This window comes from Arthrobacter sp. Y3221157, from assembly GCF_059089865.1.
In genome coordinates, this window is the sequence record NZ_JBNHFD010000004.1 from 59,472 (window position 1) to 79,908 (window position 20,437).

Below are 20,437 nucleotides of genomic sequence, written 5' to 3' on the forward strand. Positions count from 1 at the left end.
ACATGACAAAGTCGGGCCGCGGGGCCCTAACGGCCCGCCAGGTACTCGCGCCCAGGGAACAGGGCTCGGCCGTGGTGGACTTTGTCCTTGTGGGTGGACTGCTCACAATGTTTTTCCTCGCCGTCATTCAGCTGACCCTGGTTCTACACGTCCGCAATACCCTGATCGATGCCGCAGCCTCCGGGGCCCGCTACGGGACCCTTGCTGACCGCAGTGCCGCCGACGCTGAAGAGCGCAGCCGCGCCCTTATCGCCACCGCGCTGAGCCCGGGCTTTGCCGAACAGGTCAGCACCAGCGAAGTGACCGTCCGGGGCATCCGGACACTGGAAGTGACAGTGCGGGCGCCCATGCCCGTTATTGGCTTGATTGGTCCGCGGGACATGCTGGAGGTGAAAGGCCATGCGGCCCTGCAGCCCTGACGGAATGCGCCGGCTCGAAAACCGCCTGCGCGATGTGCTGTTCCTAGGGCCGGCGACGGACAACAGAGAGCAGGGGAGTGCCGTAGTTGAGTTCACCTTCCTTGGACTCCTCCTGATGGTCCCGCTGGTGTACTTCATCATCACCGTGGGACAGATCCAGGGCGGTTCTTTTGCCGTTGTGGGCGCGGCAGACCAAGCCGCCAAAGTCTACGTAGCCCAGCCTGATGCACCCACGGCCCGGACCGCCGCGGAACAGGCCGCGGCCCTGGCACTAGCCGACTTTGGGCACGGCCCTGAACTGGCACAGGTTTCCATCAGCTGCAGCCCTGCCGACTGCCAGGCCCCGGGAACCGCGGTCACCACAACCGTCAGCCTTACCATCCCCTTGCCATTCATCCCCTTCGGTGACGGCCTCCGGCTCTCAGCAACCGAGGTAGAGGCATCGGCAACCCAACTGGTGGGCAGGTTCCGGTGAAAATTAGCAAGTCCAGTGAAGACGGCCAGATGATGGTGATGATCCTCGGGTTCGTTGCCGTGGCCCTGCTGGTGGCAACGGTCATGATCGGCATCACCGCGGTCTACCTGGAGCATAAACGGCTGCTCTCACTCGCGGATGGCGCCTCCCTCGCGGCAGCAGACAGCTTCACGCTCGGCGAAGTCGAGTCTCATGGAGCAAGCCCATCTGCCGTCCTCAATCCGGCCCGCGTCCGGAACGTGGCTGCTGACTTTGTTGCCAGCAGCCCTGCAGCGGAACGTTTTGATGCCCTTGCTGTAGCCGGGGCGACGGGGTCGCCCGACGGTTCCACCGCCGTCGTGGTTCTCACCGCCGCTGTGCACCCACCCGTGGTGAACTTCCTGGTCCCCGACGGCATTCCAATAGAAGCGACTTCAACGGCGCGCTCCCGGCTGACTCGCTGATCTCCGCCCGCATCCCCACCTGGCGTTCAGGGACGGGACAGCACCCGGGCAAGGGCCGCGGGACGGATAGCGTAGGCTTAAACGACCATGGCCAATATTGATTTTTCCGCTGAAATCCGCGCGCTCCGCGCCACTTACGCTTCCATCGAACGCGTCACTGACGTTGAGGCACTCAAGGAAGACATCGCCGAACTGAGCGAGCGGGCAGGGGAGCCGGACCTGTGGGACGACCCCGCCGCGGCGCAGAAAATCACCTCCAGGTTGTCCCACCGTCAGTCCGAGCTGGAACGCCTCACCAGCCTGGAGTCCCGCATCGACGACCTCGAAGTCCTGGTGGAACTGGGCCAGGACGAGGATGACGCCGACTCCATGGGAGAAGCGGCCACCGAACTGGAGTCCATCCGCAAGGCCCTCAAGGAACTCGAAGTCGTGACACTGCTGTCCGGCGAATATGACGAGCGCGAGGCTGTCGTTTCAATCCGCGCGGGAGCCGGGGGCGTGGATGCCGCCGACTTCGCCGAAATGCTGCTCAGGATGTACCTCCGCTGGGCGGAACGCCACGGATACCCCACCACGGTGATGGACACGTCCTACGCCGAAGAAGCCGGACTGAAGTCGGCAACCTTCGAAGTGAAGGCGCCGTATGCCTTTGGCACGCTCAGCGTCGAGGCCGGAACCCACCGCCTGGTCCGGATCAGCCCGTTCGATAACCAGGGCCGGCGGCAGACCTCGTTTGCGGCCGTGGAGGTCATCCCGCTGATCGAGCAGACCGACTCCATCGAAATCCCGGACAACGAAATCCGCGTTGACGTCTTCCGGTCTTCCGGCCCGGGCGGCCAGTCCGTGAACACCACGGACTCGGCAGTTCGCCTGACGCACATTCCCACGGGCACCGTGGTGTCCATGCAGAACGAAAAGTCGCAGCTGCAGAACCGCGCGGCGGCCATGCGGGTCCTGCAGTCCAGGCTGCTCCTCCTCAAGAAGGAACAGGAAGACGCCGAAAAGAAGGCGCTGGCCGGCGACGTCAAGGCCTCCTGGGGCGACCAGATGCGCTCCTACGTCCTCAACCCGTACCAGATGGTCAAGGACCTCCGGACCGAACACGAAGTCGGCAACACGTCGGCTGTGTTCGACGGCGAGATCGATGACTTCATCGATGCCGGAATCCGCTGGCGCACGGACAACCGCAACGCCGCAAAGTAGGGGTGCCTCCGGCCCCGCCAGCCAAGGATCCAGCGACACGCCCCCTGAAAACGATGTAATGCGCGGGCCTTCCTGCGTATAGTCGAGGGGCCGGGGCCCTATTTCCCCAACAGAAACCCGTGCACCGGCTGCAGAACTGGGCTGCATTCGTAAGGATCGGCCATGCCCTGCAGGGTACTTAGGGCCATGATCCGATTCGAAAATGTCACCAAGGTCTACGACCAGAAAGCCCGGCCTGCGCTGGACTCGGTCAACCTTGAGATTGACCGCGGCGAATTCGCCTTCCTCGTCGGCGCATCCGGCTCCGGCAAGTCCACGTTCCTCCGCCTGGTGCTGAAGGAAGACCGTGCCACCTCCGGCGCCGTCTACGTCGCTGGGCAGAACGTGGCCAAGATTTCCAGTTGGCGGGTACCTCGGCTCAGGCGCGGCATCGGCGTCGTCTTCCAGGACTTCCGGCTCCTGCCCCAAAAGAATGTGTTCGCCAACGTGGCGTTTGCCATGCAGGTCATCGGCAAGAGCCGCAGCGTTATCCGGGACACCGTTCCCGAGGTGCTCAAGACCGTGGGGCTGGAGGGCAAGGAACACCGCATGCCCCACGAGCTCTCCGGCGGTGAGCAGCAGCGCGTGGCTATTGCCCGCGCCGTCGTCAACCGGCCTGGAATCCTCCTCGCCGACGAACCCACCGGAAACCTCGACCCCACCACGTCCATGGGCATCATGGGCGTCCTGGACAAGATCAACCAGAACGGCACCACCGTTGTGATGGCCACGCACGACGACGACATCGTCAACGAGATGCGCAAACGCGTGGTGGAACTCCAGAACGGCGTGGTCATCCGTGACGAGGCCAAGGCCCTGTACACCTCAATGATCCCGGTCGTGGGACAGTCACGCAGGCTCAAGGACGCCAGCGGCAGGGAAGAACCTGGCGCCGGCCTGCCGGGCGACGGGCGCGAAGGCGGGGCGCAGCGATGAGGCTGGCATTCATCCTCTCCGAGATCGGCAGCGGCCTGCGGCGCAACCTGTCCATGGTGGTCTCCGTCATCCTGGTCACCTTCGTGTCGCTGACGTTCGTGGGCGCCGCCGGCATGCTGCAGATGCAGATCAACCAGATGAAGGGCTACTGGTACGACAAAGTCCAGGTGGCCATCTTCCTCTGCAGTGAAGGTTCGACGGCGGCCGGTTGCGCGGGCGGGCCCGTCACCCCGGAACAGCAGGAGAGCCTGAACAGCCTCCTGGAGTCACCGGCGGTTGCGCAGTACATCAACGACTTCCAGTACGAGTCCAAGGAAGAGGCCTACAAGCACTTCAAGGACCAGTTCTCCAACTCGCCCATTGTGGACTCCGTGACCCCGGACCAGCTGCCGGCGTCGTTCCGGATCAACATGAAGGACCCGGAGAAGTACCAGATCATCAGCGAAACCTTCTCGTCCCAGCCGGGCGTGGAAACAGTCATCGACCAGCGCCAGCTCCTGGAGCGCCTGTTCTCGGTTATGAACGGCGCCTCCCTGGTGGCTGTCAGCATCGCCGGTGTCATGATCGTCTGCGCCATTCTCCTCATCGCCACCACCATCCGGCTTTCCGCGTTCAGCCGGCGCCGGGAGACGGGCATCATGCGGCTGGTGGGCGCTTCGAAGACGGTCATCCAGTTGCCCTTCATCCTGGAGGGCGTCATCGCCGCCGTAATCGGTGCGGCCCTGGCCTCCGGAACGTTGTGGGCCGTTGCCCACTTCTTCCTGGGCGAATACATGTCCGAGCAATACCCGGATACTGCGTTCATCTCGTCCGGGCAAACCCTTATTCTCGCTCCTGCCCTGCTAATCCTTGGCGGATCCTTGGCTGGAATTTCGTCTCTCTTGACCTTGCGCCGATACCTTCGCGTCTAGGTATGCAAACCAAACAAGGAATGCCCATGAATCCAACTGATCAGACGTCCCACCGCTCCCTCCAGAGGGCGCGCGGCAGGGCGCGCCGGACAGGTGTCCTCAGCGGCGTGCTTGCCGTGGTTCTCGCCGCAGGCCTGGCATCGTCCACGCCTGCGGCTTTCGCCGACGAGCTTGAAGACCGCCAGAAAGCCCTTGAGGCCGAAGCGGCACGGGTCCAGCAGTCCCTGGAGTTCGTGGATTCGCGCATTGCGAAGGCAGCGAGTGACCTGGTCATTTACCAGGGCCAGCTGCCCGGCGCCCAGCAGGCCCTCCTTGAAGCGCAGGGCCGTGTGGCCAGTGCAGTCAAAGAGGTGGAAGCCCTCTCGGCGCGGGTAGATATGGCACAGCAGAACAAGGCGAAGATCACCCAGCAGCTGGAGACAGACAAGCAGAAGATCGCCGATACCAAGAAGCTCATCGGGCAGATTGCCACGCAGGCCTACAAGTCCGGAGGCGTGCCGTCCAACCTGTCCCTTTTCTTCGGTTCCAATAACGGCGGCAGCCTGACCGAGACCATGGATTTGGCGGACCAGGCCATGCGCAGCCAGAACGCCGCAATGGACAAGCTCTCGCAGCAGAGCGCATCGAACGTCAACTCCGAAGCCCGCCTGCAGGCCGTGGAGGCGGAGATCAAGGACCTCAAGGCCAAAGCTGACGCCGCCCTTGAGCGGGAGAAGGCAGCGCGCGACGAAGCCGAGGCCAAAAAGGCGCAGGTGGACCAGCTCATTGCTGACACTGTCCGCCTTGACGCCGAACTTCAGGCCGCCAAGCCGGGCATCCAGTCGCAGCTGGCAAACGTGCAGGCGAGCCAGAACGCCGTTGCCGCCGAAATCCAGGAACGTGACCGGAGGCTCCGCGAAGCCTGGGAAGCCGAGCAGCGGAGGAAAGCCGAAGCCGCTGCCGCAGCAGCTGCAGCTGCTGCTGCGGCAGCGGCTGCAGCCAAGGGGCAGGCGCCCCCGCCGCCCCCGCCGGTGCAGTCATTCATGCCGCCGGTGGGATCGCCGTCGGCGTTCGGACTCCGCCACCCCTTTAACGGTGGTGTTCCCATCACCTCCGGCTTCGGCTGGCGGGCGACGCCTCCCGGAACCATCGACTTCTATGGCCAGGGCGGCTACCTGCATACCGGTATCGACTTCGGTGCGGCCTGCGGTACGCCGGTTTATGCCGCAGCGGCAGGCGAAGTCTTCGGCTCGGGCTGGAGCTCCGCGGACGGCGGTGGATGGCGGGTGAAGATCTCCCATGGATTGGTGGAGGGCAACACCCTGAACACCATCTACTACCACAACGCCAGCATTGTGGTGTCGAACGGCCAGCGGGTTTCCCAGGGACAACTGATTGCCTACTCCGGCAACACCGGCAACTCAACCGGCTGCCACTCCCACTTTGAAACCTGGCTCAACGGCTCCGCCGTCGACCCAATGGGACTGCTGTAGCCGCATCGCGGCCCTGCCGTAAACTGGTATGACTCCGCGCCGGACCGGCCCGGAGGACATCGGACCTGAGAACTGAGGAGCTTTCCCGTGCCTAAAGAAAGTGGCCGTAAAGTGGTGGCCACCAACCGGAAGGCCCGGCATGACTACCACGTGCTGGACACCTACGAGGCTGGCATCGCGCTCATGGGAACTGAAGTGAAGTCCCTGCGCGAAGGACACGCTTCGATGGTGGATGGTTTCTGCACGTTCTACAACGACGAGCTGTGGATGGAAGCCATCCACATCCCCGAATACAACCAGGGCAGCTGGACCAACCATGCCGCACGGCGGCGCCGGAAGCTGCTGCTGCACCGCGAAGAGCTCATCAAGATCTCCCACAAGGTGCGCGAATCGGGCTACACCATTGTGCCGCTGCAGCTGTATTTCGTGGACGGCCGCGCCAAGGTGGAGATCGGTGTGGCGCGGGGCAAGCGCGAGTACGACAAGCGCCAGACGCTGCGCGAACAGCAGGACAACCGGGAGGCTCAGCGGGAAATGCGGGAACGCAACCGGCGCAAGTAGGAATGAATCCCGGAGAACGTGCGTTACTATAGATAGTCCGGTGGGTATGCCCGCCGGTTTGGTAACAAAATATGGGGATGATCGGTTTCGACGATGTTTGTCGCGACAGGTGAAGCGGGCCGAGGATGCAGAAATATCTCGTTAACGCTTTCTGCAAAACAATAAGTGCCAAACAAACGCGCACTGACTTCGCTCTTGCTGCCTAAGCAGTAAGACAGTCCGTCAGCCCGGGGTTGCTATCGCCCCGGTTCCTGGCGTCATTTAGATAGCCACTGCTGTTTGCTCCCGTCATCGGAGTAAACGGGACTCTTAGATGACTGGGCCCGGATCAGCCAGCTGTTTGCAGCATGGCTGGGGCCGAGAAAATCCGACGCAAACTGCGCCCGGAGAAGCCCTGACAACACGACATCGGACGGGGGTTCAATTCCCCCCATCTCCACCAAAAAAGCCCCGGACTTCCGGGGCTTTTTTAGTGCCCTTTAAACACCCCAGTCCTAGGACCGGGGTGTTTAAAGGGAGGGGTCGATGCGTCCGGACCGTCTATCCGAAATAAAGTCACGGAGTCCGTGACTTTTATCGTTGCCCGGGCCATGGAGCTGCCCGTTCACCCACGGCGTAGCCTGCACGGGACTAGGAGGCCGCCGCCGCTCGTTGTGATCGGTAAGGCCCGGTAACGCAACGGAGGTCCGGGCGGGCACAACCAGGAGGTGCGCCGTGGACCAGGCGCGGGAACCGGTCTTCGCCGACGACGGCGAGGTGCTGGATTCATATTCACAGACAGTCATGCGCGTGGCGGCAGCCGTCACCCCACACGTGGCGGCGATTGAGATGACGGCACGGCGCCGCAACGGCAGGATGCGCATGGGGGCCGGATCCGCAGTCCTCTTTACCCAGGACGGCTATCTCCTGACCAACTCCCATGTAGTGGCCGGGACGGAGAGGGGCCATGCGGTCTTCGCCGACGGCAGCCGGATGGAGCTTGAACTGGTGGGCAGCGATTCCTTGTCCGACCTCGCTGTGGTCCATGGCCGGCGTCCGAAAGTTCCGCCCGCTGAATTCGGGGCCGCGGAAACCCTTCGCGTGGGACAACTTGTTGTGGCGGTCGGAAACCCGCTGGGCCTTGCAGGCTCTGTCACGGCGGGGGTCGTGAGCGGCCTCGGCCGTGCCATTCCGGTGTGGTCGGGCAATAACCGCAGGGTCATCGAGGATGTCATCCAGACGGACGCGGCACTGAACCCCGGTAACTCGGGCGGTGCCCTTGCCGATACCCACAGCAGGATTGTGGGCATCAATACGGCAGTCGCGGGCGCAGGGCTGGGGCTGGCGGTTCCGATCAACGCGACCACGCGGCGGATCATCTCCGCCCTGCTTTCCGATGGACGGGTCCGCCGCGCCTACCTGGGCCTGGTCAGCACTCCCATCCGGCTGAACCCCAGCACAGTGATCAGGACGGGCCAGCGGGAAGGGCTGCGGATCGTGGAGGTGCTGCCCGGCTCACCGGCTGACAGGGCGGGCCTGGCATCGGGAGACATCCTCCTTACGGCGGGCGGCCGGCCCGTCAGCAATGCCGAAAGCCTGCAGCGGCTGCTCTTTGCCGACGCGATCGGCCAGCCGCTGGATCTCGCGGTACTGCGGGACGGTGCCGAGAGCCATCTGGTGGCCGTGCCGGATGAAATGACCAGCAACGGCAACTGAGCCGGGAACAGTGAAGTCCCGCGTCAGCGCCCCGTATCCGGCGCCGCCACATCGGCGATGCCCACGAAACGCGTCCCGACGCCGTCGAACTCGCTCCGGACGAACCCCGGCGCGGCAGCCGGCACGTCCGCGGGTGAATGATGGTGGCAGACAACGTACGTGAAGTCCGGCCACCATTTCTTGGGACGGGCCGCCTCCTCGTAGCCGCAAACCGCACACTCAAGGTGGACCCACACAGGCCGCTTGCCCGTCCGGTTGGCCCGGGACTGGACCAGCCAAGGCGGCGGGTTATCCAGGATCGCACCCAGTTCGGCCTCGGTCATCCATTTGGGAAGGCCATGGCGCTGGGCCATTTCCAGCGGCACATCCAGGGCAATTGCCGCGTCACGTCTGCTAATCATCACAGTCCACCATACGGGAGGCATCCAAATCAGTACCGAGCTCCGGTGGGGTCGGGCGCCCAAGCGGGCTGAACCAACCGGGCCGCACGACTAGGCAGTCAGCGCAATCCCGGCAGCAGCTGCGGCAAATCCGAGCACCAGGTTGCCGGCGATATTGAGGGCTGCCGCGCCGACGCGCGACTCCGCGAAGAGCCGAACGGTGGCCGTGGTCCAGGAACTGAAGGTGGTCAGCCCGCCCGCCAGGCCGGCGGACAGCCCGGCCTGCCAGTCAGGGCCCAGGCCGAGCCCCGCTGCCGCTCCGTGGGACAACCCGATGATGAAGCACCCCGCCACATTCACCAGCAACGTGGCCCACGGCCAGTGCAGCTTTTGGTTCCCGCTGCCGGTCCGGACGCTGCGGGTGGAGCTGTGGTGTGCGAACCAGCTGTCGACGCCAAAGCGCAGGAGTGCCCCCATCACGCCGAAGACGCCCACCAGGACGGCGCCGATCATTGCCGGCCGCCCGGAACAGCGTCCACTGGTTTTAGGGTGAGCCGCTTGCCCAGCCGCCACCCCGCTCCTGCGGCAGCCAGGCCCAGAAGCAGCGATACTGCCAGATAGGCGATCCACACCGGGTGCTGGCCCGCGCGGGCCAGCTGGTCCACGGCGAACACCACCGCGGAGAACGTGGTGAAGGAGCCAAGCAGTCCGGGTCCCAGTCCGGCGCGAAGCCAAAACGCAGTCCGCGGCCGGGCCATCCAGGCCGTGGTCAGCGCGGCCAGGACGAAGCTGCCGACAACGTTGATCCACAGGGTTGCCCACGGCACCGACGCGGGCTGCTCGGGGAACGCCAGCGTCAGGCCGTACCGGAGTTCGCTGCCCACCAGGCCGCCGACGGCAACAGCCAGCCATGCCCGCCAGACGGGCGCCGGTCCCACGTCAGCTGTCTCCCAGCAGGCAGCCTGGATGGGGATGGTCGCTGTGGACCCAGAGGGCTGAGGTGATCTCGTCCGCCAGGTCATAATCCCTGGTCCGCCCGGAGTTCCGGATCCGCACCATCAGGGCACCGCCGAACGGCCGGCGTCCCACCACCTCTACCTCGGCGTCAAGGTCGATCTCCTCGGCGGACAGATAGCGGAGCAGGTCCGGGTTATCGTCGCTGATCCGCGTGATCCTGCCGGTGTGGCCCTTATCCAGCTCGCCCATCAGATGCGCCCTGGGCATCAGCACCTTGCCGTCCGCCGTGGGAATAGGATCCCCGTGCGGGTCCCGGCTGGGATCGCCGAGCTTCGCGGCGACGCGCTCAATGAAAGTGTCTGACACTGCGTGCTCGAGCAGTTCGGCCTCGTCGTGGACCTCATCCCAGCTGTATCCAAGCTGCTGGACCAGGTAGGTTTCGATTAGCCGGTGGCGCCGCACCATGGACAAGGCAAGCCGCAGTCCCGCGTCCGTAAGGGTAATGGCGCTGTACGGCTTGTGGTCAACAAGGCCCTGGTCCTTGAGCTTGCGGACCATTTCCGACACCGACGAATTGGCCACGCCCAGCCTTTGGGCCAGCTGCGAGGACGTGATGGGCTTGTCCTGCCATTCGGTGAAAGAGTAGATGACCTTGACGTAGTCCTCGATGGAGGAGGAGGGCGCGCTGGTCTTCACAGGACCAAGCCTACCGGGTGGCCAGGGAGCGCGGCGGAACCGCTCATACTTTGACTGCCCGCCACGACAACGTCAGGTACGGCAGCCCGATGTCCTCGTCCGCGGCATGTCCCAGGTGCTCATGCAGGTACCAGTCAAGGTTGGCGAGGACCTTGGCGCGGGTGGCATCACCCGCACGCAGGTAATAGCTGCGCGATTTGGTCAGTTCGATCAGGTCCTCGGTGCTGACGGTGTCCTGCCAGTGCGTCACATGGCTTTCCAGCTCACCGAATTCCGGGCCAACCACCGGCCGGTGGCCGGGCTTGAAGACGTCCCCGGCGTGCATGATCCGCGAGAGCCGGTGCACCCAGGGGACGGTGGTGTCCAGTTGGTTCCAGACAAGCCCGAGTGTGCCGTGCGGACGCAGGACGCGTGCCAGTTCGGTGCTCGCGGTGAGGGGATCGCACCAGTGCCAGGCCTGGGCAATGGTGACGACGTCGAAGGCGGACGACGGCAGGCCGGTGGCCTCGGCGGTCCCCATGACCGCGGTGGCGACGGGATAGTGTGCCTTCAGCTGGTCCAGCATGTCGGCCGAGGGGTCGACGGCGGTGACGGCCAGCCCGCGTTCCAGCAGGAGTTCAGTAAACTTGCCGGTCCCTGCCCCGGCGTCAAGCGAATCCCTCGCGCCCGCGGGGATGAGCCAATCGGCAGAGTCGGCGGGATAACCGGGCCGGACCCGCTGGTAATGCCTGCCGCCCTGCTGGAAACTCTTGCCCAGCTCCCGGCGCCGCCCGAGATCCAGCTTTGGGCCACCCCGAACCACGTGCGGCCTCCTTCAGTCAATGCCCTGCGGTACCTTCCGAATTTACCGCATCTGCCGGATGGGTCAGTCGTCGGTGCAGGGAGCAGCGCCGGCGGTGCCTGGCGTGTTCGGGGCCCAATGCGGGTAGGTGCGGGTGTCATTGGCGGGAACCCACCGCCCTGCGTCCACCACGTAGTCCCAGCCGAGCCCGTCACGGCGCAGCTTGGCGATGCCGGCCAGGAGCCGCTGGGCATCCTCCAGCCGGGAACCGACGCCGAAGCTGGCGCGGAGCGAACCCGAAGGCAGGCCCAGCCGCTTCAGCAGGGGATGTGCGCAGAAGCGTCCGTCACGCAGGCCCACGCCGTGCTCGGCAGACAGGTACGCAGCCACGAGGCCGGCGTCGTAGCCCTCAACCGAGAAGTTGACCACGCCGATGGTGTCGGTGTCCGGGTTGGTGTCCTTGAAGATCTGGTGCACTGTGACGCTGTCGATCTCCTGGAGGCCCTCCACCAGGAAGGAACGGATGGCGGATTCGTGGGCGTGCCAGCGTTCCTGGTCCAGGCCCGCGATGACCTGGGTGGCCTTGGCCAGGGTGGCGGCACCCAGGACGTTGGGGGAGCCGCCCTCGTGGCGGGCCGGGCCGGTGGCCCAGCTGACGCCGTCGAGCCTGGCCTCCTTGACCGCGCCGCCGCCGGCGAGGTGCGGGGTTCCGGCGTCGAGCCAGTCCGGCCGTCCCACCAGGACGCCTGCGCCGAAGGGCGCGTACAGCTTGTGGCCGGAGAAGGCGACGTAATCGACGTCGTCCGCGCTGATGTTGATGCGGCGGTGCGGCGCCAGCTGGGCCGCGTCCACCACAATGCGGGCCCCGTGCTGGTGGACCAGGGCCGCAAGGGCGCGGACCGGGAGGATTTCGCCCGTGACGTTGGAGGCACCGGTGATGGCCAGCAGGCTGACGCCGCCCTGTTCCAGCTCGGCGCGTACGGCGTCGATGGTTCCCGCGATGGTGTCGGCGGCAACAATGCTGCGGTGGGGAACGCCCTGCCACGGCAGCAGGTTGGCGTGGTGCTCAATGTCCAGGTACAGGACGTCGCCCGCAGGCTGGCCGTCGTTGAGGGGCAGGCAGCCGGCCAGCAGGTTGAGCGAGTCCGTGGTGTTCCGCGTGAAGATGACGGAGTCGTTCGGGCGGCCGCCCACAAAGTCGCGGACGATGCTGCGGGCGTTTTCGTAGACCGAGGTGCTGATCTGGGACGCGTAGCCGGCACCGCGGTGGACACTGGCATAGAAAGGCAGGATCTCGTTGAGGTAGGCGGACACCACCGAGAGGGCGGGGGCGGAGGCGCCATAGTCAAGGTTGGCGTAGCGGATGTGGCCGCCGGAAATCAGCGGTGCCTGGATTTCCGCGCCGGTGACGGCGGCGAGCGGCCGGCCGGCCAGTGACTGGCGTTCGTCAAACACGGAATCAGCGGTGATGGCGGCGTTGGGGGAGACGGTGGCTGTTGTCACAGAGACCTCACTTCAAAACAGGACTCCGCTAGCAAGGGAATCCGCGCTTGCCGCATCCGCTCCGGACCGGCCTGGTCGTCACCCGGGGCACCCCACCGCGAATGGAGGGTTGCCGGCCAGCAAACCGGGGTTTTGCGCTGGCACTCGTGACCTGGTTAAGAGCGTAGAACATGGGGCGGCCAGGATTGAAGCCGGCGCAATTGTTAAGGCCTTTGTTACGTGGGAATGGAAAACAGGCTTTTCGGCGAAGAAGACGACGGCGGACACCTCCTTCTGGAGGTATCCGCCGTCTTTTGTTCGGTTGCAGGGGGGGTTAGAGCAGGTCGTCCAGGCCCGGGTTCAGCCGCTGGAGCACTTCGGAGTGCAGGATCGAATTGGTGGCCAGGGCGTTACCGCCGAACGGGCCGTCCTCACCCTCCAAAGAGGTGAAGCGTCCGCCGGCCTCCACCACGATCGGCACCAGGGCCGCCATGTCGTAGAGGTTCAGTTCCGGCTCGCACGCGATGTCCACAGAGCCCTCGGCCACCATGCAGTAGGACCAGAAATCACCGTAGGCGCGGGTCCGCCATACCGACTCGGTAAGGCCCAGGAACTCGTCCAGGTTTCCCCGTTCCTTCCAGCCGGAGAGGCTTGAATAGGACAGCGAGGCGTCGGACAGGCTGGAAACGTCGGAGACCCGGAGCCGGGTGGCTGCGGCAAGCGAACGCCCCATGTAGGCGCCCATGCCCTTGGCGGCCCACCAGCGCTTGCCCAGGGCGGGGGCGCTCACGACGCCGACAACCGGCTCGCCCTCGTCCACGAGGGCGATCAGGGTGGCCCACACGGGGACGCCACGGACGAAGTTCTTGGTTCCGTCGATGGGGTCGATGATCCAGCGGCGCGAACCGTGGCCGGTACTGCCGAACTCCTCACCGAGCACTGCGTCCCGCGGGCGGGAGCGGGAGAGCTGGCCGCGGATGGCTTCCTCGGCGGCCTTGTCCGCGTCGGTGACCGGCGTCAGGTCGGGCTTGGTCTCCACATGGAGGTCCAGTGCCTTGAAGCGGCTCATGGTCTGGTCGTCCACGGAGTCGGCCAGGACATGGGCCAGGCGCAGGTCATCGTTGTAGCTCGAAGCGGGTTGGATCATGGTTCCAAACTACCGTCTGCAGGCTGTTCTGCTGGGAGATCGGCTTTGTCAGTTGACGCTGCCGAGCTCCTTTGCCTCCTGAGCTTCCTCCCGTGGATCCGCTCCGAGCAACCGGCGCAAGGACGCCAGCCGAGCCTCTCCGGTCGGGCCCGCGTGACCTTCCGCCACCCAAGCATCCAGGCCGCAGTTAACGGCAGTTGCCGTGTGCTTGCAGCCGCGTTCGCAGGCGTCGGTGCCGGGGGAGAGGTCCGGGAAGGACCGCAGGATCCGGTCCGGGTCCACATGCGCCAGGCCAAAGGAGCGGATGCCGGGGGTGTCGATGATCCAGCTGCCCGGCGGTGCGTCAACCAGCCGCAGGGCCAGTGCTGACGATGACGTGTGCCGGCCCCTGCCGGTGACCGCGTTGACGCCGCCGGTGGCACGTTCGGCTCCCGTGAGCGCGTTGACCATTGTTGACTTGCCGACGCCGGAGTGTCCCAGCATGACGGTGACCTTGCCGTCCAGGTAGGACCGCAGCGCGGCAACAGCGGCGCTGTCCAGCCGGGCGGACAGGCCGTCGTCCGAGCGGGCATCGATGCCGGACGCCGCAAGATCGGCGGTCCGGCTGATGATCACGGGAAGGTCGAGGTGAGTGTAGTTGGACAGGAGCTCCGCCGGATCCTTGACGTCCGCCTTGGTGACCAGCAGGATCGGGTCGATGCCGGCGTCGTAGGCCGCGACGAGCGCGCGGTCGATGAAGCCTGTGCGGGGTTCCGGGTTGGCGGCGGCCACCACGATCACCAGCTGGTCGGCGTTGGCCACCACGGCCCGCTCCACTGGGTCAGTATCGTCAGCGCTGCGCCGCAGGAGCGTCTTCCGGTCCTGGATCCTGACCAGCCGGGCCAGGGTATGAGGGTCGCCGGAAACGTCCCCCACGAGGGAAACGAAGTCGCCCGCCACAACGGGGGAGCGGCGGAGTTCGCGGGCCCGGGCGGCGATAACTGTACGCTCGTCAGCGGAGTCCTCGCCCACCACGGCGGTGTACCGCCCCCGGTCAACGGTGATGATCCGCCCGGTCACGGCGTCGTCGTGGCTGGGGCGGTCCTTGGTGCGGGGCCTGGACCCCTTCTTGTTGGGCCGGATCCGGACATCCGATTCGTCCCAGGAATCAGTACGCCTTGCCACCGCTAACCTTCCGCCCCGGTGCGGGCCTCCTGCTGCGGGGCACCGCCCTGGGCGAGCATGTCCGCCCAGAGCCGGGGAAAGTCGGGCATGGTCTTTGCCGTGGTGGCGATGTCCTCCACCTGCACTCCTTCCACCGCCAGGCCCAGGATTGCCCCTGCAGTGGCCATGCGGTGGTCGGCGTAGCTATGCACGACGCCGGCGTGCAGCGGGGCAGGGCGGATCACCAGGCCGTCGCTGGTTTCCTCGGCGTCGCCGCCCAGGCGGTTTATTTCCGTAACCAGCGCGGCGAGCCGGTCCGTTTCATGCCCGCGCAGGTGGGCTATCCCGGTGAGCCGGGACGGCCCCGACGCAAGGGCGCACAGGGCCGCTACCGTAGGTGCCAGTTCGCTGGTGTCGGCGAAGTGGGCACCCTTGATTTCGGGGCCGCCCGTGACCGTGAGGACGCCGTCCTCAAGTGTCACTGTCGCGCCCATCTCGGTGAGGATGCTGCGCCACAAGTCACCCACCTGCTGCGTCTGCTCCGGCCAGCCGGGAATCCGGACGGTCCCGCCTGAAGCCAGCGCCGCCGCGAGGAAGGGGCCGGCGTTGGACAGGTCCTGCTCGATCCGCTGGTCGAAAGCGCGGATGGGGCCAGGTGAGACAACCCAGTGGTTGGGCACCGAGTCATCCACCTGGACCCCGGCGCCGCGGAGGACCGCAACTGTCATGTTGATGTGGTCCAGGCTGGGCACTGGTTTGCCCACGTGCTCAAGATGCAGGCCCTCGGTGAACCGCGCCCCCACCAGCAGCAGCGCGGAGACGAACTGGGAGGACGCGCTGGCATCGATCACCAGGTGCCCGCCGCGGACCTCCCCGCTGCCTTCCACCACGAACGGAAGCGACGACGGCGTGCCCCCATCCTCAGCGGATACCGTAACCCCCAGCGCCCTCAGCGCCTCGATAATGGTCCCCATCGGACGCTTGCGAGCGTGCGGGTCGCCGTCGAACACGCTGGCACCGTTGCGCAGCGCCGCGAGCGGCGGAACGAAACGCATGACCGTGCCGGCGAGGCCGCAGTCAATCCTGGTGAGCGGCTGCGCCGCATCCTGCCCCAGCGGGACCACTTCGAGGTCCGGCCCGAACGCGCCATCGCCCGGCACTTCCGTGATGGTGGCACCGAGCTGGCGGAGCGCCTCGACCATCAGGGCGGAGTCGCGGGAGTGCAGGGGTGCACGCAGGCGTGACGGTCCGTCGGCCAGCGCGGCGAGGACGAGGTACCTGTTGGTCAGGGACTTCGAACCGGGAACCGTGAGAGTGGCGTTAACGGGCCGCGAAGCGAACGGTGCGGGCCAGTGGGGGACAGGAGCTCCGGAATCGTCCCGGGTGGCGGCTGCAGCGGTCATTCGTGCTTATGCCCCCGTGGCCTGTTCAACGGCGCGCCGGACGGCTTTGTCCGCCTTGGCCAGCTTCTTGTTGGTGGTCCTCCGGGCGTCCGAGGCGAGGTGCGAGGCACCCTTGCGGGCATCGGCCGCCAGGTGCTCGGCGCGCCAGGCCAGGCCCGGCTTGCCGGCCGTGTCCACGGAGGCGAGCAGTGCCCCGCCGCTTAGGGACAGGTTCTTCAGCAGCTGGTTGCGGCGCGTTTCGCGGCCCTCCTTGCTGCTGATGTCCGCGCTGCGCCACTCCACGAAGGTATTCAGCAGGGAGATGACGGTGAGCAGGGTGGCCGAGAGCCTGGAGAACTTGCCCAGCCCGAAGAGTACGCCGGCGCCCACCTGGGTCCCGCCGATCACACGGGCCAGCATTTTCTCGTCCGCCTGGAACGGCAGGGACGCCGCAGCCTTGCGGAGCAGGGGGGAGAGCTGCTGCGCCGTGTCGTCGGTGTTCTTGAGCTTATCCACTCCGGCAAGGACAAAGCTGGAGGCCAGCATGGGGCGGGCGAGCGTGCGTACAAAGGGCATGGATTTCCTCCTGGATGGACGAACCGCGTCTTCGGCGGGGAGTCCGTTCTAGTCTTGCACTTTTGGGGAATATTTGCCTGCGACCGGGGGTTATGGCAAAGGCGGGTCGGCAAGGGCGGCCGCTATTCGAATCATGAAATTGATGTTCCACGACATACAGAGCGGAGCTGGGCCTTGAGGCAGGTGTTGTGCGGAGTGGAAGCAGCGGGCCCGTTGGCTGTTGGCCTGGTGGATGAGGATGCCTCCGGGTATGGCTCGCCGCGCGCCCGGAGCCTGACAGTAGACTTGAAGGCAATGAGCACCCTGGATCCGGCCGTCTCGGCCATGTATGAGGCTTCGAACAGCGACGTGAAGGGCACGCCCGGTGCGGCGCCCGTCTCCGCATCGGCTGGTGCCCCCGAACCAGGGGCCGACACCACGGAAACGCTGGTGGACGTCTCGACGGAAACCCCTGAACAGCGGCGCGTCCGCTTCGAGCGTGATGCCATGCAGTACGTGGACCAGCTGTATTCGGCGGCGATGCGGATGGCCCGGAATCCCTCGGATGCCGAAGACCTCGTCCAGGAGGCCTATACGAAGGCCTTTTCGGCATTCCATCAGTACAAGCCGGGAACCAACCTCAAGGCGTGGTTGTACCGCATCCTGACCAATACGTACATCAACCTGTACCGCAAGCGGCAGCGCGAACCGCTCCAGTCCAATTCGGACACGATCGAGGACTGGCAGTTGGCGCGGGCCGAATCACACACCTCCAGCGGGCTCCGTTCCGCTGAGGCAGAGGCGCTGGACCACCTCCCGGATTCCGACGTCAAGCGCGCGCTCCAGGACATTCCGGAAGAATTCCGCCTTGCGGTGTACTTCGCGGACGTCGAAGGCTTCGCGTACAAAGAAATCTCAGACATCATGAACACGCCCATCGGCACGGTGATGTCCCGGCTCCACCGCGGCCGGCGAATGTTGCGGGACATGCTGGCGGAATACGCCGCCGAGCGCGGATTCAAATCGGCCGCGGATGCACAGGACACGGCTGCAAGCACACAACAGGAGAGCAGGAAATGAGCGACTGCCAGGGATTGGGCGATTGCGACGACACCCGGATGCAACGCATCTACGAATACCTCGATGGTGCGTTGACCCGTGAAGACATCACGGAGATCAAGAACCACCTGGATGACTGCCCGGAGTGCACGGAGCAGTACGACCTCGAGTGCGTCATCCGGAACATGGTCAAACGCTCCTGCACCGAAGCTGCACCGGACAACCTGAAGAACGCCATCCTGGACCGGATCCACTCCATCCGCACGGTGGAGGCATAGGGCCCATACGCACGCCCGGACAGCTGCAGTAGAAAGCAAAGGACCCCGGAAGCCGATTGGCTTCCGGGGTCCTTTGCTTGAACCGTAGTCCCTGGCATTTGCCTAGGTGTTGGGGCGCTTCCCGTGGTTCGCGCCGCCACGCTTACGGTCACGACGCTTGCGTGCACGCTTGCTCATAGCTGGCCTCCTTACTGTCGGTACTCAAAAGAGCTGCCCTCAAGTCTCCCACAACATCAGTGCGCCCGCGAACCGGGAGCGCCCGCATGACCTGCGATTCGGCGCTGCCTGCCGGCGCCTTACGGCTTCAGCGAGTTCCGGACGGCGATGCGGGCCTGCTCCAGCACTGTGCGCATGGTCTCCAGGGTGACAGGGCCCAGGGGCTGGCTCCGGGCGTGCAGCCGGAGTTCGGTGCGGAGATCGTCCCGGAACTCCTGGAGCATCAGCTCGGCCTCCTTCAGGGACCGTGATCCTTCCGGCGGCACCCTGCCGCCGGGAACCCGGAAGTCCGTTGCGTGGGCGGCTGTGCGGGCCGCCTCGGCCGTGGCAGCCAGGTCCGCCCGGAGGCCGCGCATGTTGCTGCGGATGTCCTCCCGCAGGCCGTCGGCCAGCCTCCGCACTGAGGCCGAGATGTCGTTCTCCACCCCGGCCAGCTCGTCCCTCCGCCGGTTCAGCTCCGCGAGTCCTGCAGCGGTGATGTGGTAGTTGGTGCGGCGGCCGGCCGATTCCGTGGCCACCAGGCCCTCTTCCTCCAGCTTTCCCAAACGGGGATAGATGGTGCCGGCACTGGGGGAATACGTCCCGCCAAACCGGTCCTTCAGGGCCTTGATGAGTTCGTAGCCGTGTTTAGGGCCGGATTCGAGGAGTGCAAGCAGGTAGAGGCGCAGTGCACCGTGCGCGAATACCGGGGGCATCAGTGCCCCGTTTCCGCATTTCCGGCATTCGAGCTGTGGAAGATGGAGGTCTTCCCGGAAACCGAGTTTGTCCGGACCAGCATCAACTGCTCGTCCGGTCCTGCAATGGTCTCAACTTTCCCGCCCACGGACGTGTAGTGCCGGTTGCCGATGACCACGGCGCCGCTGGCAGACTTGGCAACAATGTCCACACCGACGTCGTGGGGCAACCGGATGGTGACGTCGCCGGAGACTGAGTTGGCCACGAAGTCGTTGGCGAAGCCGTGCAGGTCGAAGGTCAGGTCACCGCTGACGGTGTTGGCGCGAATGTTCGTGAAGTGGCCGGACGCCGTCACTTCGCCGGAAACACTCTTTGCGGTCAGGACGCCGGTATGGTGACGGGCAGTCACTTCGCCGCTGACGGTGTTGACGTGGAGTTCCCCGACTGTGCCGTCCGCCATGACCGATCCGGATACCGTGTTGAGCCGGGTGTGCCCGGATACTCCGGACACCAGGCCGTCGCCGCTGACGATGCCGGCCTCGACTTCCACGTTCCCGGGAACGGCGATGCTGATCACTGCGGAATTTTCGCTGTTGTGGCTGACTGCTCCCATCAGATTCTTGAACCAGCCCTGGGGGCCGTGCAGCTGGTGGCGCACTTCAAGGCGGCCGTGGTTGACGGACACCTCCACTGGATCACCGTGGACGTCGGATATTTCGATCCGGGTGACGGGCTCCTGGTGGACCACAACATCGAACCTGCCCTGGACCATGCCCAGCTTCAGGGACGTCACGCCGTCCACATCGATGGTCTGCGGGCTGCTGACGGACCAGTTCTGCTCAGACATGGGAACCTCCGAAGGCGATATATCGTGTACAGATCACGCTACCTCTGGCTGTGGAGCGCGTCAAGATATATCGCGAACTGCTAGGCGGGGGCGTCCATTCCCAGCCACTGGAACCAGCCGCGGTGCAACACCAGCCACGCCATGAGGCCATACCCTGCCTGGCCGGGCGTTCCGGCGTTGGCAGCCAGGTCCTGCCGCCACTGCTCGTGGTTCAGGAGCGGGGAGAAGGTATCAACGTAGAGGTGCTTGCGCCGCGTGGTGACGTCCGCGAATGCCGTGTTCAGCTCGTCCAGCCGGCGGTTCTGGGCAGGATCGAGGGTGGGCGGCGGACCCACGACGAACACTTCGATCCGGTTCTGCGAGGCCGAGTCCAGGATGTTCGCCAGGTTCAGCCTGCTGCGCGCGGTGGAGAGGCCGAATTCGATGTCGCGGCCGGAGAGGCCGATCACCAGGCGGTTCTCGGTGTGGCTGCTGAACCTCCGTCCGGCCTCCTCCAGCCACCGGGCGGCCAGGCCCTCGGTGCCTTCCTGCGGGCAGGGGAGGGCGTAGCTTTCCAGGAGCAAGCCGTCCTGGGGAGTGCGGGCCAGGACACGGCCCAGCCAGCCGAGCGCCCGGGGATCTCCGAGTCCGGCCAGCAGTTCATCTCCTACAGCCGCAATGCGCAGCTTCCTGTCTTCCACACGAT

The 20,437-nt window shown here is 65.5% G+C and carries 25 protein-coding genes, 1 other RNA gene and 1 riboswitch; of the genes, 12 read left to right on the forward strand and 14 right to left on the reverse strand.

Annotated elements, in window-relative coordinates; translation table 11 throughout:
• Nucleotides 1-2 precede the first annotated feature (2 nt).
• The 10 genes from AC5RTT_RS02485 (at nucleotide 3) to AC5RTT_RS02530 (ending at nucleotide 8,154) form a co-directional block, all read left to right on the forward strand.
• On the forward strand, nucleotides 3-419 hold the full coding sequence (locus AC5RTT_RS02485; protein ID WP_494143876.1) for a TadE/TadG family type IV pilus assembly protein: 417 nt from the start codon (nucleotides 3-5) through the stop codon (nucleotides 417-419).
• Nucleotides 400-894, forward strand: a complete 495-nt coding sequence (locus AC5RTT_RS02490; protein WP_494143877.1) for a hypothetical protein — start codon at nucleotides 400-402, stop codon at nucleotides 892-894. The genes AC5RTT_RS02485 and AC5RTT_RS02490 overlap by 20 nt, the downstream gene beginning before the upstream one ends.
• A 29-nt stretch (nucleotides 895-923) precedes the next feature.
• Entirely contained in the window at nucleotides 924-1,337 is a 414-nt protein-coding gene (locus AC5RTT_RS02495) for a pilus assembly protein TadG-related protein (RefSeq protein WP_494143910.1), read from the forward strand.
• A gap of 87 nt (nucleotides 1,338-1,424) precedes the next feature.
• On the forward strand, nucleotides 1,425-2,540 hold the full coding sequence (gene prfB, locus AC5RTT_RS02500) for a peptide chain release factor 2 (RefSeq protein ID WP_494103102.1): 1,116 nt from the start codon (nucleotides 1,425-1,427) through the stop codon (nucleotides 2,538-2,540).
• Between the two features lie 186 nt (nucleotides 2,541-2,726).
• A complete protein-coding gene (gene ftsE, locus AC5RTT_RS02505; protein ID WP_494050793.1) occupies nucleotides 2,727-3,515 on the forward strand; it encodes a cell division ATP-binding protein FtsE in 789 nt (262 codons plus the stop codon).
• Nucleotides 3,512-4,426, forward strand: a complete 915-nt coding sequence (ftsX, locus tag AC5RTT_RS02510; RefSeq protein WP_494008685.1) for a permease-like cell division protein FtsX — start codon at nucleotides 3,512-3,514, stop codon at nucleotides 4,424-4,426. The genes ftsE and ftsX overlap by 4 nt, the downstream gene beginning before the upstream one ends.
• A gap of 26 nt (nucleotides 4,427-4,452) precedes the next feature.
• Complete coding sequence (locus AC5RTT_RS02515; protein WP_494103104.1) at nucleotides 4,453-5,898, forward strand: peptidoglycan DD-metalloendopeptidase family protein; 1,446 nt, start codon at nucleotides 4,453-4,455, stop codon at nucleotides 5,896-5,898.
• Nucleotides 5,899-5,985: 87 nt separating this feature from the next.
• The gene (gene smpB, locus AC5RTT_RS02520) at nucleotides 5,986-6,459 is read left to right on the forward strand and encodes an SsrA-binding protein SmpB (protein ID WP_494008683.1); all 474 of its coding nucleotides are present in this window, start codon (nucleotides 5,986-5,988) and stop codon (nucleotides 6,457-6,459) included.
• Nucleotides 6,460-6,532: 73 nt separating this feature from the next.
• Nucleotides 6,533-6,901: a transfer-messenger RNA gene (ssrA, locus tag AC5RTT_RS02525) on the forward strand.
• A gap of 272 nt (nucleotides 6,902-7,173) precedes the next feature.
• A complete protein-coding gene (locus tag AC5RTT_RS02530; protein WP_494143878.1) occupies nucleotides 7,174-8,154 on the forward strand; it encodes a S1C family serine protease in 981 nt (326 codons plus the stop codon).
• A 23-nt stretch (nucleotides 8,155-8,177) separates the two neighbouring features.
• Here the strand turns inward: AC5RTT_RS02530 and AC5RTT_RS02535 are convergent, their stop codons facing one another.
• From AC5RTT_RS02535 to AC5RTT_RS02580, 10 genes are all read right to left on the reverse strand, one after another.
• Complete coding sequence (locus AC5RTT_RS02535; protein WP_494050791.1) at nucleotides 8,178-8,555, reverse strand: hypothetical protein; 378 nt, start codon at nucleotides 8,553-8,555, stop codon at nucleotides 8,178-8,180.
• Between the two features lie 90 nt (nucleotides 8,556-8,645).
• Nucleotides 8,646-9,047 (reverse strand): fluoride efflux transporter FluC, encoded by a 402-nt coding sequence (locus AC5RTT_RS02540; RefSeq protein ID WP_494143879.1) that lies wholly within the window; start codon nucleotides 9,045-9,047, stop codon nucleotides 8,646-8,648.
• Nucleotides 9,044-9,472, reverse strand: a complete 429-nt coding sequence (locus tag AC5RTT_RS02545; protein ID WP_494143880.1) for a fluoride efflux transporter FluC — start codon at nucleotides 9,470-9,472, stop codon at nucleotides 9,044-9,046. The genes AC5RTT_RS02540 and AC5RTT_RS02545 overlap by 4 nt, the downstream gene beginning before the upstream one ends.
• A gap of 1 nt (nucleotide 9,473) precedes the next feature.
• Nucleotides 9,474-10,187, reverse strand: a complete 714-nt coding sequence (locus tag AC5RTT_RS02550) for a metal-dependent transcriptional regulator (RefSeq protein ID WP_494008678.1) — start codon at nucleotides 10,185-10,187, stop codon at nucleotides 9,474-9,476.
• 43 nt (nucleotides 10,188-10,230) lie between these two features.
• Nucleotides 10,231-10,989, reverse strand: coding sequence for a class I SAM-dependent methyltransferase (locus tag AC5RTT_RS02555; protein ID WP_494143881.1), 759 nt, complete (start codon nucleotides 10,987-10,989; stop codon nucleotides 10,231-10,233).
• 63 nt (nucleotides 10,990-11,052) lie between these two features.
• Nucleotides 11,053-12,471, reverse strand: coding sequence for an aminotransferase class V-fold PLP-dependent enzyme (locus AC5RTT_RS02560; protein ID WP_494143882.1), 1,419 nt, complete (start codon nucleotides 12,469-12,471; stop codon nucleotides 11,053-11,055).
• A 38-nt stretch (nucleotides 12,472-12,509) separates the two neighbouring features.
• Nucleotides 12,510-12,623, reverse strand: a riboswitch (SAM riboswitch).
• A 161-nt stretch (nucleotides 12,624-12,784) separates the two neighbouring features.
• A complete protein-coding gene (gene hisN / locus AC5RTT_RS02565) occupies nucleotides 12,785-13,597 on the reverse strand; it encodes a histidinol-phosphatase (protein ID WP_494143883.1) in 813 nt (270 codons plus the stop codon).
• A 48-nt stretch (nucleotides 13,598-13,645) separates the two neighbouring features.
• A complete protein-coding gene (gene rsgA, locus AC5RTT_RS02570; RefSeq protein WP_494008675.1) occupies nucleotides 13,646-14,761 on the reverse strand; it encodes a ribosome small subunit-dependent GTPase A in 1,116 nt (371 codons plus the stop codon).
• Nucleotides 14,762-14,763: 2 nt separating this feature from the next.
• Nucleotides 14,764-16,143, reverse strand: a complete 1,380-nt coding sequence (gene aroA / locus AC5RTT_RS02575) for a 3-phosphoshikimate 1-carboxyvinyltransferase (RefSeq protein ID WP_494143884.1) — start codon at nucleotides 16,141-16,143, stop codon at nucleotides 14,764-14,766.
• Between the two features lie 6 nt (nucleotides 16,144-16,149).
• A complete protein-coding gene (locus tag AC5RTT_RS02580) occupies nucleotides 16,150-16,698 on the reverse strand; it encodes a DoxX family protein (RefSeq protein WP_009356875.1) in 549 nt (182 codons plus the stop codon).
• A gap of 294 nt (nucleotides 16,699-16,992) precedes the next feature.
• On the opposite strand from AC5RTT_RS02580, the gene AC5RTT_RS02585 reads away from it, so the two are divergent.
• Complete coding sequence (locus tag AC5RTT_RS02585; RefSeq protein WP_494008673.1) at nucleotides 16,993-17,757, forward strand: sigma-70 family RNA polymerase sigma factor; 765 nt, start codon at nucleotides 16,993-16,995, stop codon at nucleotides 17,755-17,757.
• Entirely contained in the window at nucleotides 17,754-18,014 is a 261-nt protein-coding gene (gene rsrA, locus AC5RTT_RS02590) for a mycothiol system anti-sigma-R factor (RefSeq protein ID WP_009356877.1), read from the forward strand. The genes AC5RTT_RS02585 and rsrA overlap by 4 nt, the downstream gene beginning before the upstream one ends.
• Before the next feature lie 102 nt (nucleotides 18,015-18,116).
• Here rsrA and AC5RTT_RS02595 read toward each other — a convergent pair whose 3' ends face one another.
• From AC5RTT_RS02595 to AC5RTT_RS02610, 4 genes are all read right to left on the reverse strand, one after another.
• Nucleotides 18,117-18,191 (reverse strand): 50S ribosomal protein bL37, encoded by a 75-nt coding sequence (locus AC5RTT_RS02595; protein WP_369299106.1) that lies wholly within the window; start codon nucleotides 18,189-18,191, stop codon nucleotides 18,117-18,119.
• Between the two features lie 119 nt (nucleotides 18,192-18,310).
• Nucleotides 18,311-18,925: a PadR family transcriptional regulator gene (locus tag AC5RTT_RS02600; RefSeq protein WP_494008671.1), complete on the reverse strand. Its 615-nt coding sequence runs from the start codon at nucleotides 18,923-18,925 to the stop codon at nucleotides 18,311-18,313.
• Entirely contained in the window at nucleotides 18,925-19,752 is an 828-nt protein-coding gene (locus AC5RTT_RS02605) for a DUF4097 family beta strand repeat-containing protein (RefSeq protein ID WP_494103110.1), read from the reverse strand. The genes AC5RTT_RS02600 and AC5RTT_RS02605 overlap by 1 nt, the downstream gene beginning before the upstream one ends.
• A gap of 80 nt (nucleotides 19,753-19,832) precedes the next feature.
• Nucleotides 19,833-20,432 (reverse strand): GDSL-type esterase/lipase family protein, encoded by a 600-nt coding sequence (locus tag AC5RTT_RS02610; protein WP_494008669.1) that lies wholly within the window; start codon nucleotides 20,430-20,432, stop codon nucleotides 19,833-19,835.
• Nucleotides 20,433-20,437 lie beyond the last annotated feature (5 nt).